This window comes from Opitutales bacterium (assembly GCA_013215165.1).
In the GTDB taxonomy this organism is placed as follows: Bacteria; Verrucomicrobiota; Verrucomicrobiia; order Opitutales; family JABSRG01; genus JABSRG01.
Window position 1 is genome coordinate 1 of record JABSRG010000076.1, and the last position, 14,518, is coordinate 14,518.

The 14,518-nt window shown below is 48.4% G+C and carries 16 protein-coding genes; 5 read left to right on the plus strand and 11 right to left on the minus strand.

Going from position 1 to position 14,518, the window contains the following annotated elements; translation table 11 throughout:
* Window positions 1–68 precede the first annotated feature (68 nt).
* From HRU10_13680 to HRU10_13690, 3 genes are all read left to right on the plus strand, one after another.
* A complete protein-coding gene (locus HRU10_13680; protein ID NRA28280.1) occupies window positions 69–869 on the plus strand; it encodes an RsmB/NOP family class I SAM-dependent RNA methyltransferase in 801 nt (266 codons plus the stop codon).
* A 9-nt stretch (window positions 870–878) separates the two neighbouring features.
* A complete protein-coding gene (locus HRU10_13685) occupies window positions 879–1,235 on the plus strand; it encodes a DUF3147 family protein (GenBank protein NRA28281.1) in 357 nt (118 codons plus the stop codon).
* Between the two features lie 159 nt (window positions 1,236–1,394).
* Window positions 1,395–2,537: a histidinol-phosphate aminotransferase family protein gene (locus HRU10_13690; GenBank protein ID NRA28282.1), complete on the plus strand. Its 1,143-nt coding sequence runs from the start codon at window positions 1,395–1,397 to the stop codon at window positions 2,535–2,537.
* Window positions 2,538–2,576: 39 nt separating this feature from the next.
* On the opposite strand, the gene HRU10_13695 is transcribed toward HRU10_13690, so the two are convergent.
* The 7 genes from HRU10_13695 to HRU10_13725 all read right to left on the minus strand — a co-directional run bounded on the left by HRU10_13695 (window position 2,577) and on the right by HRU10_13725 (window position 9,101).
* Entirely contained in the window at window positions 2,577–2,948 is a 372-nt protein-coding gene (locus tag HRU10_13695; protein NRA28283.1) for a hypothetical protein, read from the minus strand.
* 246 nt (window positions 2,949–3,194) lie between these two features.
* Complete coding sequence (locus HRU10_13700; GenBank protein ID NRA28284.1) at window positions 3,195–3,422, minus strand: DUF2188 domain-containing protein; 228 nt, start codon at window positions 3,420–3,422, stop codon at window positions 3,195–3,197.
* 30 nt (window positions 3,423–3,452) lie between these two features.
* A complete protein-coding gene (locus tag HRU10_13705; protein ID NRA28285.1) occupies window positions 3,453–4,685 on the minus strand; it encodes an FAD-dependent monooxygenase in 1,233 nt (410 codons plus the stop codon).
* A gap of 134 nt (window positions 4,686–4,819) precedes the next feature.
* On the minus strand, window positions 4,820–5,491 hold the full coding sequence (locus HRU10_13710; protein ID NRA28286.1) for a hypothetical protein: 672 nt from the start codon (window positions 5,489–5,491) through the stop codon (window positions 4,820–4,822).
* 1 nt (window position 5,492) lies between these two features.
* Entirely contained in the window at window positions 5,493–6,743 is a 1,251-nt protein-coding gene (locus tag HRU10_13715) for a pyridoxal phosphate-dependent aminotransferase family protein (protein ID NRA28287.1), read from the minus strand.
* Window positions 6,744–6,779: 36 nt separating this feature from the next.
* Window positions 6,780–7,811, minus strand: a complete 1,032-nt coding sequence (locus tag HRU10_13720; GenBank protein NRA28288.1) for an NAD-dependent epimerase/dehydratase family protein — start codon at window positions 7,809–7,811, stop codon at window positions 6,780–6,782.
* A gap of 33 nt (window positions 7,812–7,844) precedes the next feature.
* Entirely contained in the window at window positions 7,845–9,101 is a 1,257-nt protein-coding gene (locus HRU10_13725) for a sulfotransferase (protein ID NRA28289.1), read from the minus strand.
* 321 nt (window positions 9,102–9,422) lie between these two features.
* On the opposite strand from HRU10_13725, the gene pseI reads away from it, so the two are divergent.
* Window positions 9,423–10,469, plus strand: a complete 1,047-nt coding sequence (pseI, locus tag HRU10_13730; protein NRA28290.1) for a pseudaminic acid synthase — start codon at window positions 9,423–9,425, stop codon at window positions 10,467–10,469.
* Window positions 10,453–11,976, plus strand: a complete 1,524-nt coding sequence (locus tag HRU10_13735; GenBank protein NRA28291.1) for a pyridoxal-phosphate dependent enzyme — start codon at window positions 10,453–10,455, stop codon at window positions 11,974–11,976. Before pseI ends, HRU10_13735 begins: the two co-directional genes overlap by 17 nt.
* Window positions 11,977–12,021: 45 nt before the next feature.
* Here the strand turns inward: HRU10_13735 and HRU10_13740 are convergent, their stop codons facing one another.
* The 4 genes from HRU10_13740 to HRU10_13755 all read right to left on the minus strand — a co-directional run bounded on the left by HRU10_13740 (window position 12,022) and on the right by HRU10_13755 (window position 14,426).
* Window positions 12,022–12,765 carry a HipA domain-containing protein gene (locus HRU10_13740; protein ID NRA28292.1) on the minus strand — a complete coding sequence of 248 codons (744 nt, stop codon included), beginning with the start codon at window positions 12,763–12,765 and terminating at the stop codon, window positions 12,022–12,024.
* A gap of 106 nt (window positions 12,766–12,871) precedes the next feature.
* On the minus strand, window positions 12,872–13,660 hold the full coding sequence (locus HRU10_13745) for a hypothetical protein (protein ID NRA28293.1): 789 nt from the start codon (window positions 13,658–13,660) through the stop codon (window positions 12,872–12,874).
* The gene (locus HRU10_13750) at window positions 13,657–14,136 is read right to left on the minus strand and encodes a HipA N-terminal domain-containing protein (GenBank protein NRA28294.1); all 480 of its coding nucleotides are present in this window, start codon (window positions 14,134–14,136) and stop codon (window positions 13,657–13,659) included. Before HRU10_13750 ends, HRU10_13745 begins: the two co-directional genes overlap by 4 nt.
* Window positions 14,133–14,426, minus strand: coding sequence for a helix-turn-helix domain-containing protein (locus tag HRU10_13755; protein ID NRA28295.1), 294 nt, complete (start codon window positions 14,424–14,426; stop codon window positions 14,133–14,135). Before HRU10_13755 ends, HRU10_13750 begins: the two co-directional genes overlap by 4 nt.
* Window positions 14,427–14,518: the final 92 nt, after the last annotated feature.

Below are 14,518 nucleotides of genomic sequence, written 5' to 3' on the forward strand. Positions count from 1 at the left end.
AATAGACACGATCAACCGCTACAGCCCATCAATACTCAGGTTTGATCTCCGCCATCAGGTCTTATGGGATGGCTGTGGATACCTTTTTGAAATCTCAGAGCGTAGAGGTGCTCTCCCACCCCTCATGCTCGGAAGCACGTATACTCCAGGGCATCGAGAAACGCGCTGTAACCGACTGGGAGCCAACGCGTGAAGGGCAGTTTTACATCCAGTCACTATCCAGTATGCTCGCCACCGTGGCACTTGATCCCCGACCCGGAGAACGGGTGCTTGATCTCTGTGCAGCGCCCGGCAGCAAAACATCACACATCGGCGCACGCATGGAAAACACCGGCGAGTTATTCGCCACCGAGCTCGTGCGTAACCGCTACTTCCGCCTGAGATCCGTCTTGGATTTAATGAGAGTCACCCACGCACAAGCACTCTGCAAAGATGCTCGGCGCTTCATGGACGCTGACGGTTTTGGTCGCATTTTGGTCGACGCTCCTTGCTCCTCAGAAGGGCGCATCCGATTCGACGATCCCGACAGCTACGCCTACTGGAGTGAGCGGAAGATTAAAGAAATGGTGCATAAGCAAAAAGGCCTCGTAGTTCATGCAGCCCGCCTCCTCAAACCAGGGGGCACTCTGGTCTACGCCACCTGCACATCAGCCCCCGAGGAGAACGAAAACGTAGTCTCCTATCTCCTAAAAAAATCCCCAGACCTCCAACTCCTTCCCACTGACATTCCCTCACCCCCATCGAGCTACCCCGCGCTGAACTCATGGAAAGGCCGAGACTTTCACCCAGATACCGAGCATTGCCTCCGCATCATGCCCGGTCCACTCACCGACGGGTTCTTTATTGCCAAATTCCAGAAAACCGCCTGAACCAAAGACATGGTCATGCTGGTCACCAAATATGCGATCACCGCTCTCCTCATCGTGCTGGTTTCAGAAATCGCCAAGCGCCTCGACAAAATCGGCGCACTGATCGCCTCCTTACCCCTCGTCACCATTATGGTCATGATATGGCTCTGGGTCGAAAAAGCCGAGACCGAAAAGATTGCCAATCATGCCTACTATACCTTCTGGTATGCTCTCCCGACCTTACCCATGCTTTTAGTGATGCCTGGGCTATTGCACAAAGGCATACCGTTCTGGCCTTCTCTAGGAGTAAGTGTCCTGGTAACCATTCTACTGTTCATAATCACGGCCATCATAATGAAGCACTTTGGCGTCGATCTGATACCTTAAAGGATACTCAAACTCTCTCGGCGGCGAAGAGGTACCGCCCTCCAGGACTTGCAGAGATGACCCTCTGCGAAAAACAATGCCGATATTCCGAGTATTCAGATTCACTTAGAATGCCCTGATCCAAGAGCGCATTGGGATGCTTTATGCTCAACATCTAGCATGCCCACACAAGACCGTCCTTACCTATCACGCCGCCGCTGGCTGCAACTCTCTACTGGAGTAATTGGCTCCGCTGCAGTTCTAGGAAAAAGCCGGGTGCACGCTGCCCTAGTCTCGAAACCAGAGAGCTCCCACCCGTTTATCAATCTGAGCATCAATGAAAATCAATTCGGCCCGTCGCCCAAAGTGAGAGAAGCGATGATACGCAGCATGGATTTTCCTCACGAATACCCTGACGAACCCCGCGACCGGCTTACCAAAGCGATTGCTCGAGCCCATGGTTTGAGACCAGAAAACGTCCTCATTGGAGCGGGATCGGCAGACATTCTCTACGGAGCGGGTTATTTTTTTGGGCTGCAAGGGGGCGAAATCATTTCATCAGATCCCAGCTTTCATATCCTCAGCCATATGGCAGAAAAAGTCGGAGCAACACTCAACTTCGCCCGCTTCAACGCACACCATGCCGTCGACCTCGATGCCCTAAAATCCAAGCTGAGCGACAAGACGCGCATGGTCTATATCTGCAATCCAGAGAACCCGACTGGTACGCTCCTCAAGCCAGAAGAGCTCAAAGCATTCTGTAAGGAGGTATCGAAGATCTGCCCCATCGTCATCGACGAAGCCTACATAGACTATGCAGGCGATGCCCAAGCCCTCTCCATGATCCCACTTGTTGCTAAAGACCACCCCGTCGTCATCACCCGAACATTTTCGAAGGGTTTTGGCCTTGGCGGCATGCGAGTCGGTTACGCTGTATCGACTCCTGAGCTGGTCAAAGGAATCGGCAGCCAATATGTAACCGGCATTGGCTGCGGAGCATCACGCATCTCAATCGAAGCCGCCATCGCTGCATTCGGGGATACCAACCACATCCAACAAGTCTATACCCAGAACAAGACAGCACGCACTCGTGTCGAACACATGCTGACGAACTTTGGCCTCAACCCCATCCCATCGAAAGGCGGCTTCGTCCTCGCTCCGGTTATCCAAGACAGCAAAGCCCTCGCCGACGGCCTATTCTACGGCAGCCAAGTCAAAATCAGCCCCCGCAACTACTTTGGACAAAACTACCTCCGCATCAGCGTCGGCCGAGACGATCAGCTAGACGTCTTGGAGGCGGGGCTAAAACTGGTTTTGGGCTGAGACTCAGAAATAAGACAGTATATTTTTAGTCGGATTCTTTTACGGCGTTCGCTGTACCCACTTCGTCATACGTTGAATAAATTCATGCTCAGGAAAATGGGCGATATCATCCTGTGAGTATCCTTCCGCCTGAAGCGAGTCGTGTATGTCAGCGTGACAATCATTATATGCATACCAGAGTTCTGTTGGACTCTTTGGTTCGACTCCGGCCTCCTGAACCAACCAATCTCTAACCACTCTTACTATCTGGTCTGGTTTTCCAGAATGGGCCTTTATGTCAGAATTCGATAAATCGGATATAGCCGCCTGAAACCGATACTTCTCTTCTTCCAAGATCAATATCTTCTTTTTCCTGAGCAACTCTCCTCCATACGACTTTGCACCCATATCGAGGCCCAGTTCCAATGGCATATTGAGGCGGAACAACTCGCCTTTTTCTTTAGCGATACATATCGATAGGTCATGGATGCCAAAGCCACACTTTCATATCAATTCGACTATCTTTAATATTCGCGTTTCTGAGCTATCAGCTCTTTCAAGAGAATATCTAGGAATGCATCCAAGTTTTAGAATCGTGAAGACCATCGGTCTGAAAAGAATCCAATAGTCTTTGTCGAACGGACAATTGATAAAAACACTACGGCTAAAGCACACAAATCAACCTCTCGGGGGATAGGGATCTCCACCGTAAGAATTGCGCTCTCGTATCCTACCGTCACGACCATGGATGTAGAGTTCACCAGAAGATTTCCTAGCAGTTCCGCGAGCGTAATCAATCGCTTCTCTTTGTGTCCCAAATGTCTTACTTGCACGGGCGGAACCAGATCTTCGGACGCTCCAGCCCCCTCTTAAATTAGTAACTACGTGCGTGCTATTTTTCGCCATGAAGTAAGAATCTCAAAAATTCATGTATCGTCAATTATTATGCGCTATCGGCTCAGGCACATTCCTGTAGAGCTCTCTAAGCTTATTCTGGAACGGTAGCTCGGCCTTGAGTTTTGTTGCCGCCACTAGGTCGCAGCCGGGGTAGAGCGTATCAGAAGCTTCCACGGAAAAATCTGCGATAAAGCGGACCCGATCGTGTCGTCGGGCTGCGACATCTTTGAGTAATTCCGGAATGCGCTCTGGAGTGATGTCACCCGATGGTTTCAACGCATCACTGGCAACACAGGCGTCCTCGATCGCTTGCGTCGCTCCCTGCCCCAATGTCGGTAGCATAGCATGGGAGGCATCACCGATCAGCAGGACGTGACCACGCTCATCGTGCCAGAAAGTCTGTGATTCTTGGAAGCGAGCCCAGTGGGCCTCGTGGAACCAGTGTTCCATTCCAGCTACGAGATAGTCCACTTCCGGACAGAGCGCCGACCCATCATCCGGCACGAACAATTCGCGGATAGCCTGTGGATTCTTTAGAGACTCAGGAATAGAATCAGTCCTCGGTTCGATAGGGAACGTGGCCGTCGCATAGCTCGCTCCACCGGGGAGGCGGAAGCCCAGCATACGGTTTGGCCCCTTGAACCATTGGCCAAAATCACCCACCGGATTATCTCGCCCAAAGTCTTTGACCAAAACCCGACAAATCCCCAATCCCGCGAGAACCGACGGCGTCTTGGGGAAAAACGTGTCCCGCACTAAGGAATAGCGCCCGTCCGCAGCCACCAACAAATCCACCGAGTCCAATCGCTGAGCCGCACCAGTCTCGTCTTTGTAGTCTACAAAGAGCTGTGAAGCTCCGCCGTTCGTATAGCACACCTCAGAAACCTCCGATGCAAAGATGATATTATCCATCACGGGCGCGCGCATCTGCTGGTAGAGCTCGGACCAGAAAAGCCGGATACCTGGATTATCCGCCACCTCGGTAAGCGGAAAAGAGATGATCGGCTCACCCGTGGTGTGACTCACTGTCCACGTTTCCCAAGGTATGCTCACTTGACGCAGTGACTCTGCAACCGAAGGGAAGAAATTCTCCAAAGTTTTTATGGCATTAGGACCGACATTGAGCCCCGTTCCCGCCTGGCTACGATCTCCTTTCGTAACCTTCTCAAAACAAAATACCTCATACCGAGGATCTTGCATCAAGCCGTTTGCCAGCAAACTGCCAGCTACGCCCGCTCCGACGATCGCCACACGAATTTTTTTCTCAGCCATACCCCACCCTCAGCAAATTATCGGCCCAGCCAAAGAATAAAGCATGTGGTTAGATTCCGAGGCCGTGTTTCATTCTCTGATCTCACATTTTCCAAATAGACCTATACAAAGAGTGCGGGTGAGGCAAAAAGAGATCAGAGATCAATCAACGACTCGAAGACTTGCCGTCCGTTTTCGGTGATAATCTCCCGAAATGGCTCGGTCTCAATTTCATCAGGATCAATCCCCTTTAAGAAGGGATGAGGGCTCATCTCCAAATTACCATCACCCTCCTCATGCTCGATTGTACTGCCTTCGACCGTTACTGAGACTCTGTAGTGTTCGTTATTCTCAGTCATGAAACTCTGATATAGGTGGTCTGGATTTGATGGTTCAGCACTCCGCTTTGTAACGAGCCTTATGATCACATTACCTTCAGAGTCACTTACCGTTCCATGGAAACCGTCGCCAGAATCTTGGATGTCTATGTCTACAACCTCTATCCAACCGGGTAAGTGCCAGCGCTCATTTGCATGGTCTTTGGAATTTTCAGTATTCGTTGCGACGGTTATTGGAAAAAATGCTGAATGTGGCATGGGCTCGCCATCACGCACGTGCGGCTGAACGATGAAGCAAGTGACTGCCTCGTGGTAAGCTCCGACGGAAGACTCTGTAAAATCAAACAAGATTACCGCAAAGATGCCAACACCCGGCCGCAATTCAACGGGTTGTAGATGGGACGGGATAAACTTCCTCACCTCATCAGTCGGGCATTCAAAATATCCACCGATCGCCTTATTAAAATAATAATAGGTTAACTCACTCATTCTAGTTATATTTATTGATTGCGGTCGCTATCGTCTCAGCAGCAAAGCTTATTTGGCTTTCATCCAATGTCGCTGAAATCGATATTCTGAGGCGCCCTTTGTTCACGCTAACAGCTGGAAATACGATAGGTAATACGAATACGCCTTTATCAAGAATCTCTTTGGCAATTTTAAATGTCTTAGACTCCTCTCCGATAATCACAGGTACGATCTGCGTCTGAGAGGAACTCGTATCAATACCCCAATCAGCAAGCTTCGCTTTCATGAGAGCGAAATTCTTTTTTAATTTTGTGCGCAAATGAGGCTCATCGATCGAGAGTTGTAGACTCTTCCTTAAACCCGCCGTCACCGCCGGAGGTAATGCGCAGGAAAAAAAGCGAGAACGCGAGTAGGCTCTGGCGTATTCCATCGCCTTATTAGATGCACAGACATATCCTCCGATCCCACCCAAAGACTTTGAAAAAGTGCCTAGGTGAAAATCGATCTCGTCTTCCAAGCCATACATCTCTACTACGCCCCTCCCATTCTCACCAAAGATAAAAGCCGAATGGGCCTCATCAATTAAGATGCTCGCTCCATATTTTTTTGCTAACCTTACGATTTCATCAAGAACGCAGAAGTCTCCATCCATTGAATAGACGCCTTCGAAGACGACCAGTTTTTTTCCACCTACCCGGGAAAGCTTAACCAATTTCTTCTCAAGATTCTCTGGATCGTTGTGCCTAAAATAAGCCAGCTTCGCCTTCGATAACACGGCACCATCTACTATCGAAGCATGAGCATATTGATCCATGATCACATGATCGCCCTGTCTTAGCAGGGCCGAAATAAAACCAACATTGGCTCCATATCCGGTTGGATACACCAAGCATTTCTCCTTCTTTTTAAATCGCGCAATCTCGTTTTGAAAATCTTCAAAAATTTGATAGGTCCCACTCAAAATTGGCGAACCGGATGCACCAAAGCCATACTCATATAGACCCGCAGCAGCCGCATCGACGACCTCCTTTCTCGTCGCTAAACCAAGATAGTTATAAGAGGATAAATTTATCAGCTCTGCCTCCTCTTGCGTTTCAGGATGATTAACTCTAACAGTTGAGTTTGGCGCAGTCGTCAATGGGATACTATAACTGTCATAGCCCAGCGGCCGCGCTTGTTGATACCAATCGTTATATTTACCTATCAGTGTAAAAAAATCTTCGCCCGCCCCATAAAAGAAATTGGATAGGTTATAGCTCTCTGCATTTTTCATTATTCAATTATAATTTTAATTTTCGATAATATATACTTAACCAATAGTTTTAGACTGGATGTCATCCAGCGAATCTACAGGACTAATCATCCCCTCACTCTTTAACCAAGAAATGCAATCATCGAGGATTTCATCTATTGGAATATGCCGGAAACCTAGCTCCTGCTGGGCCTTAGAATCGTCGACCTGAAAATCGGATGAAACTAGCATAAGTTTTTCACGCGTAAGCTCGGGCTCCTTTGAACGATTCATTAGACCGAGAAATCCATGCAGATGAACACCCAGATGAAGAATCCATTGAAGTGTAGCAGCCTTGCTTTTGTTCCGCTTTAGTTTCTCCTGAATCGAATTGATAACTTCTAGAAAACTGTGGTATCGACCGCCCAGAACGTAGCGTGAACCTTTTGGAGCTTTGTCTGCTGCTATGATATGGGCCTGTGCAACCTCGCTCACATGGGAAAACGGTCCTTTGCCAGAAGGTATACCCGGCAACTTATTTTCGTTAACCAAGTGAATGATCTTCACCCAGTTTCGGAAATCGTAAGGTCCCAAAATGTGGGAGGGGCAAAGTATGACGGCGTCTAGATCAAATTTATCAATCGCCTCTTGCACTATATCCTCGGACTGTTTTTTGGTGACGAAATAGTTTGCAACAGATTCAAGTGCATTTGACGGAGTCTCTTCGTCAATGACACTACGGTGCTCGCCATATGCAGTAATGGAGGAAGTGTACACTAGCCGCGAAATCCCTTTCTTTAGGACGATATCAACAATATTCTTAGTGCCATTTACATTAACCTTGGTCTGGATATTATTTTTTCTTTTCCAGTAATCAGTGTTGGCTGCAGCATGAAATACGATATCAATGTCTTCAGGAACACCCGCTTCAAGCGAATCAAAATCAGTAACATCGCCAATAACACCAATCACGTCCTTCCTATTTAGATAAGTCAGGTCAGAGGTGCTTCTGTGTAGAGCATAAACCTTCCATCCACATTTCAATAGTTGGTCTATAAGATTAAGTCCAAGAAATCCTGTTGAACCTGTAACAAATGCTGACTTTTTCATAATTTAATTCTCGGCGGCATTAAATTAGAAAAATCAGTTTCCGTAAAAAGGTGCATCGGGATCTAAGAACAGCTCTCTATACTCCGAGTAATCCTTATTAAGGGCATCCTCACTCAAACCATATTGTTCAAGATTGTATTTATTCCTCCCACGTTTATCCTTTTTATTTGAACTAAAAAAGACCCTCACTTCCTCAATTTCTTCTTCGCTAAGATTAAGATTTATCTGATCAAAAATCTCTTTTGCCAGCGCTACTGGATCTTTTATTAACCGAGAATACCGAACGTGAATAACACGCGTTGAAGTATTTTTCTTTGCAAACTCAATAGCTCTGGAAGCAAACGTTTGCGATTTGTGGTTGTTCGCATCTACTGACGCTTTCCAATCCAGGCGATCCGTCGACATTCCCTGCGAAGATGTCACTAGCTTACACTCACTAGGAATAATTTCCTTCGGCTCCCGATGCGTTTGTACTATAGTCGCTTCAGGAAAAACCTTAGCCAATGACGGCAGCCAAGCAAGATGATGAGGACACTTTAGAACTAAGCGCTTGTCGGGATGACGCATCTGCTGTAGTTGAAGCACCCTGCGATAGGTTTTATAGCTCTCATCCATGTCTTGGTCGAGACACCACTTGAGGTAGCTATAGGTTGATCCGGTCGCCCAATAAATCAATGAGTGGATATCTAGACGCATTCCAAAATTACACTCATCGGGTAATCCCGGTCGTATGTAGTGTATCGCGTCCATTCCATAACGCTTACTCAATACTTTCCATCCATAGAATAACCCTTCGGCGTTCAACTTACTAAATCTCCCTCCATTCGGAAAAAAAAGTCGATATAGGGGCATCGCAGCGGTCTTCGATGGCGACGATAGCAAACGATGAAGGAAAGTAGTCCCCGATCTAGGCATACCCGTCACAAAAATCGGCGCATTGAGTGGTTGCTGATCCAACTCCGGTTGCCTTTCGAACCGGTCATTTATTAGCAATAGTTGCGATAGTCCAGTATTGAGCAGATTTGCGAAATTAACCCTACCAAACCAATGAAGATTTGCCTCATCTCGCACCGATCGGCAAAGAACTTCTAAAGCCGTGCCAATGCGCGAGGACAAATTAGCTTGTAACCCTGTTTTCCTCTGTGCGCGTGCAGTTAAGCTCTCAGGATCCAGTTTTGGGCTTAATGAGGTAAATTCCTTTGCAAGAGTTGAAGGCACCTGTAGCCAAAGTGGCAATGGCTGCTGTGTAAAAGGCGAAGGAAGGTCTATGGATGTATCTTCAATTCTCATTTACAATTGGCTCCGATGAAAACTGAGTGATTTGCTAAACAGCTGTTGAGACATATCACAACCACTCAAGCAGCAAAGATACCATGTCATTTAATGGAATGCACAAACTGCCCCTTCGACACAAACTTGTTACATTTTTTGCCATTTATTCAGCTAGGGGTAATTCAACCTGTCCAGATCGACAGAGATTCTAGACCCCGATAAAAAGCGGTCGTTCAAGACTCATGATGCTATCAACGCCCCACTTTGAAAGGTAATCGAGGGTATCTTTAGAGATTTATGACGCTGACACACGAGGATACTCAACTAACTTGATTTACGATGCAACTTTTTCACGAAGAGACGAGTCGGGTGACGGTGATTGCTGAACTGTCGGCGAATCATAACCACAGCTATGCCCGCGCCGCTGACTTGGTCAAAGCTGCCATCGATGCCGGCGCGGATGCCATCAAGGTTCAGACCTATACTGCAGATACCATCACCCTCGATTCAGATCGCCCAGAATTTCGTATCGATCAGGGGACCCTTTGGGATGGGCGCAGGCTCTATGAGCTCTATGAGGAAGCGCACATGCCTTGGGAGTGGCAACCCGAGCTGATGAAACTCTGCACAGATCTGGGTGCACCCCTATTTTCCAGCCCCTTTGATCTCAGTGCAGTCGCGTTTTTGGAATCCTTAGATTGGCCAGCTTATAAAATAGCCTCTCCAGAGATCGTAGATCGCGCCTTGATCGAAGCCTGTGCCGCGACCAATAAGCCAATGATCCTGTCCACCGGCATGGCATCCCTAGATGAAATCGATGAAGCTGTCATCTGGGCACGCGCTGCTGGCTGTGAGGACCTCACGTTACTCAAATGCACCAGCGCCTATCCGGCATCCCCAGAAGAAATGAACCTGAGGAGTATGTTAAAGCTCCAGTCTGAATTTGGCACCCGCATCGGATTGTCCGATCACTCGATGGGGCATGCTGCCGCTGTAGCCGCTGTAGCGCTCGGCGCTACCGTGATCGAAAAACATTTTACACTCAGTCGTGGCGACCCGGGTCCAGACAGCGCCTTTTCGATGGAGCCTCAAGAATTTAGAGAAATGGTGGATGCCATTCGCGTCACGGAGGCCACATTGGGAGATGAGAGATGGCATCCCTGCCCGAGGGAAGAAATGAATAAGTCCTTCCGACGCTCCCTCTACTGGGTAAATTCCATCAAAGCCGGGGAGATAATTACTCCCGAACACATCCGCAGTGTCCGACCGGCGAACGGCTTAGCTCCAAAATTTTTATCGCAGATCATGGGGTGTCGCGCGGTGCTCGATGTAGAGGCACCCATGCCGGTATCAGCGGAACACATTGACCATGCACTCACTCACTGAAGATCCCCTATTCCACGAGATCCTTAGAGCGCGGCAACGTGTCTATGCAATGGCTCAGCCGACGCCACTGCAGCGAATGAAGATTGAAGGCATCGGCGAGATTTGGATCAAACGTGAGGACGTATCCCCGATACACGCGTATAAGTGGCGCGGTGCGTATAACAAAATGGCTGCGCTCGATAAAGCGGACCGCTCGCTGGGCGTCATCACCGCATCAGCGGGAAACCATGCCCAAGGCGTCGCTCTATCTGCAAAAATGCTGGGTGCCCAGGCAACCATCTATATGCCGCGCTCAACACTACAGATGAAGCAAATAGCAGTCCAAAAACATGGGGGAGATGCGGTGGATATCCGGCTCGAAGGCGATACGTTTTCCGAGTCACTGGCTTTCGCTATCGAGGGAGGAGAAAGAACCGGGAAAACCTTCGTGCACGCATACGACGATCTCACCGTGATGGCCGGCCAAGGCACGCTCGCCGACGAAGTTGTGATGTCTGGGCAAGGACCCTTTGATCGTGCTTACATCCAAGTCGGTGGCGGTGGCCTGGCTGCTGGAGTAGCCTGCTGGCTAAAGGTGTATTACCCCGGTATAGAAATCATCGGTGTCGAAGGCGAAGACCAAGCATCCATGCAAGCTGCGGTTCAGGCGGGCGAGCCGGTTACACTCGATTATGTCGACGTTTTTTGCGATGGCACTGCTGTCAGACGTGCCGGAGACCAGACGTTTGGCTACTGTCAAAAACTAATCGATCGCTTCGTAACTGTCTCAAATGCCGAAGTCTCTGCGGCGATCAAACGCTATTGGGAGACCATGCGGGTGATTCCGGAACCCTCAGGAGCCCTGGGTCTGGCAGGAGCTCTACGCGACGGTGCCGCCGAAAAACCGGGCAAAACACTGTGCATCCTTTGTGGAGCCAACATGGATTTATCGATGCTTACCCGGATCGCCGCCACAGCAGATGTAGGCAGTCACGCACAGCGCTATTTCCGCTTTCACATCGACGATCACCCCGGAACCCTCCTTTCGGTCTTACATACGATCCCAGCATCACTCAATGTTGTAGACTTTCGCTATGGTCGCACGCCACGGGAAGCAGCCCCCATAGTGGGACTAAAAGGACCCAGTGCGGGCTTCGAACAATTCGCTGAGGAAATTCAATGCCGGGAAAATGCTATTGAAGAGATTGAATATGGACCGGACATCGAATTCGGAATCATCCCATTCAAGCCGGACCCATCCAAAGTGATGCGCTTTTTCAAACTCGAGTTCCACGAACGGCCCGGAGCTCTGAGCGATTTTCTCAGCACCCATCAAGGCGAAGCAAACATCTGCTTCTTTAAATATGCGTATTCTGGTGAGACCGTAGGCCGTGCCCTGGTCGGCTTTGAATTCTTGGATGAAACAACGGCCTCAGTGTTTTCTCAGAACGTTCCGAGACAGGCCGCGGGCTATCGTGCGATCGAAGACCTCGGGCCAGATTTTGTACGGCAGATTTCAGAGAAATGATTCGGCCACTTGAGGCCATTGGCTCTGTTACAATGCAGCGCACACCTACTGCTCTTTTTTCAACGGTGCATCATGCTTCGCTAGATAAAGGTCCAGGTCAGATATCACGTCTTGAACCTGTTCCATAACCTCGTTCGCCCGGGCGATCCGATATTTTTTGCTAAACTCTATAAGCTCCGCAGCGCTTATGAGAGAACCACCACCTAAGGTCATGGCATGCCCTAAGGGTGAGGGCGATATTGTCAGGTCATATGCGGGCGACATGGCCCACCTGCCTTCCGAAAAAAGAAAGCCATGCTGCTTTGGATGATCATCTTGATTACCGAGCAAAGCGTTGAACGCGATGCGGCGAAAGCAGGCTGTACTTACACGTTGATCACGTGTAAGCGCCAGAGCAGTCCGCATCCATTCCTCATACGTTGATAGTTCTCCGCGCGTCATGGCATGCCGAATGCCCCAAAAAGCATTAAAGTGAACCGGTTCGCCGTCGCTGGTGCGGTCAAATCTCTTGAGCGCGAGATGATAGCGATCGCCTACCTCTAAAATTTGATAAGCTGGAACATCGATTCCACAATCCCTAGCGGCATCAATACAAGCGGCTTCGATGCGCGTTTCATGATCGATCCGACCGCCAAACTCACCCGTACAATCGAGCTTCACAATATAAGAACTCGCTTTCTGTTGGGGACGGCGTGCAACCACAATAGCACCATCATCAAGAAGCTGTACCGATGCCTTCGGAGGCGTGCCACCTGCCGAACCCAAGGCATAAGAGGTTGCGTCTTCCAAATCTAAAACGCCAGAACACACCTACTGCGTGAATCTGACAGATTTTAAGTTAAAGGTTGTTTTGCAAATTTGATATCCATCAATCCAAGGCCGCCAGACATCGCAGTTAGGTGCTGTGAATTGTTGGCTTTTTTATGGGTATGACTTCTTTTTCTAACAAGTTTGATTTCATCTTTGCAGCATAATTATTTGCAAATGATTCTTTTTCAGACGTTGGAATCTTAAAATACAAATCATTTCTCTTTTCCCACTCCTCGTATTCTTCTTCTTCATTTCCAGGTCTTTCTACTACTTCTAGGTAATGAACATAATGCCCGATTTCATGCAATAAAGTTCGGTGAAGTTGCACATTTCGGATTGTATCTTCGTTGATTTCAGCAACATATTCCCTTTTGTCTTCTTTAAATTTCATACCATCGGACTGCAGGAACTGAAACTCTTGGGCTCTTTCAACTGATTGTTTCTTTTCGAATGTATATTTTGTCCACCTTGGAGTTGCTTCAATTATTATAGCGGGATGGAACTCATTATTGAATTCAAAGGAATAGATTAATCGTCCCCATACAGGAGATAGATAAGTTTCTTTTTTCTTTGGTTGACGGAAAACTATTATTCCAAATCCATCCAAATCTTCTAAAGGGATATTATTCAATATTGTTTGAATATCTTCCGAATTGCATGAGTAAAAGTATTTCGGATTCAATTTTTCAACAATTACAATAATCTCTTTTCCATGCACATTGATCTTCGTAATTTCTGGATCTTCAAACCGTTCATAGAAGCTTTTTAACGTGTCTAATGGCTGAGGTATTTTTAGTTTATTATTTTGACCATACCCCTGCTTTGAGGTGCCTATATTACGATTTCTTCTTACAGGGTTCCATCCGTTATTCATTTTGAGCCAACAGCTTCATCATTTACCCTCAGAGCAACACGGTAAACATCGGAAATATCGACGACCTCACGACTCATCTCATCCCCCACAACGGGCTCAAAGCTCAATGCGCCTCGCCCACCACAACCTTGGTAGGCCAAAAGTTCCATGACCCCGGTTTCGTATCCGGCAGCCTTCAAACGCTGCCTGCAGACCGCCATACCAAATGTATCTGGAAGACTGTCAGCAAAAAGGCCAAACAAGCCACCAAAAGCCTCCATCTCAGCATTGTCACGATGCTTGGCAGACAGCACTCCCCCCGACTTTTCGGGAATGCGGAAAGGCGACAAGGTGTGCGCCGTGATATCGCTAAGATCTCGTGACGGCTCAAAAGCGATCTTTCCGGTTCTGGGGTTGCGACCGATACGACCGATTCGATGCGTCGCGCCATCGACCCGTGCACGGACAATGAGCATGTCTACTCGAGCCGGGGTCATCGGACACGCACCCGTTGGGGTTTGTCACTTTCCATAAAGTCTTCCAAGGATTCGGCCTTCGGCTGAGGAATCCAACGAGCCACTACACTCAAATCGACATCAAGTGCGGATAGAATAGAAAGAAAATGTATGAGCGAAATGGACTCACCCCGCTCCAATCGTCTCACGGTGTTTACTGAAGTGTCTGACAACTTTGCCAGATCAGCCTGACGCATCCTTCGGTCAAAACGAAGCTCTCTTACAGACTCTCCTATATCATGAATGTATTCGGATAGAGTTTTAAGATTCATTTTTTGAGAACTTAATTCACAGCCATCCCATAAGACCTGATGGCGGAGATCAAACCTGAGTATTGATGGGCTGTAGCGGTTGATCGTGTCTA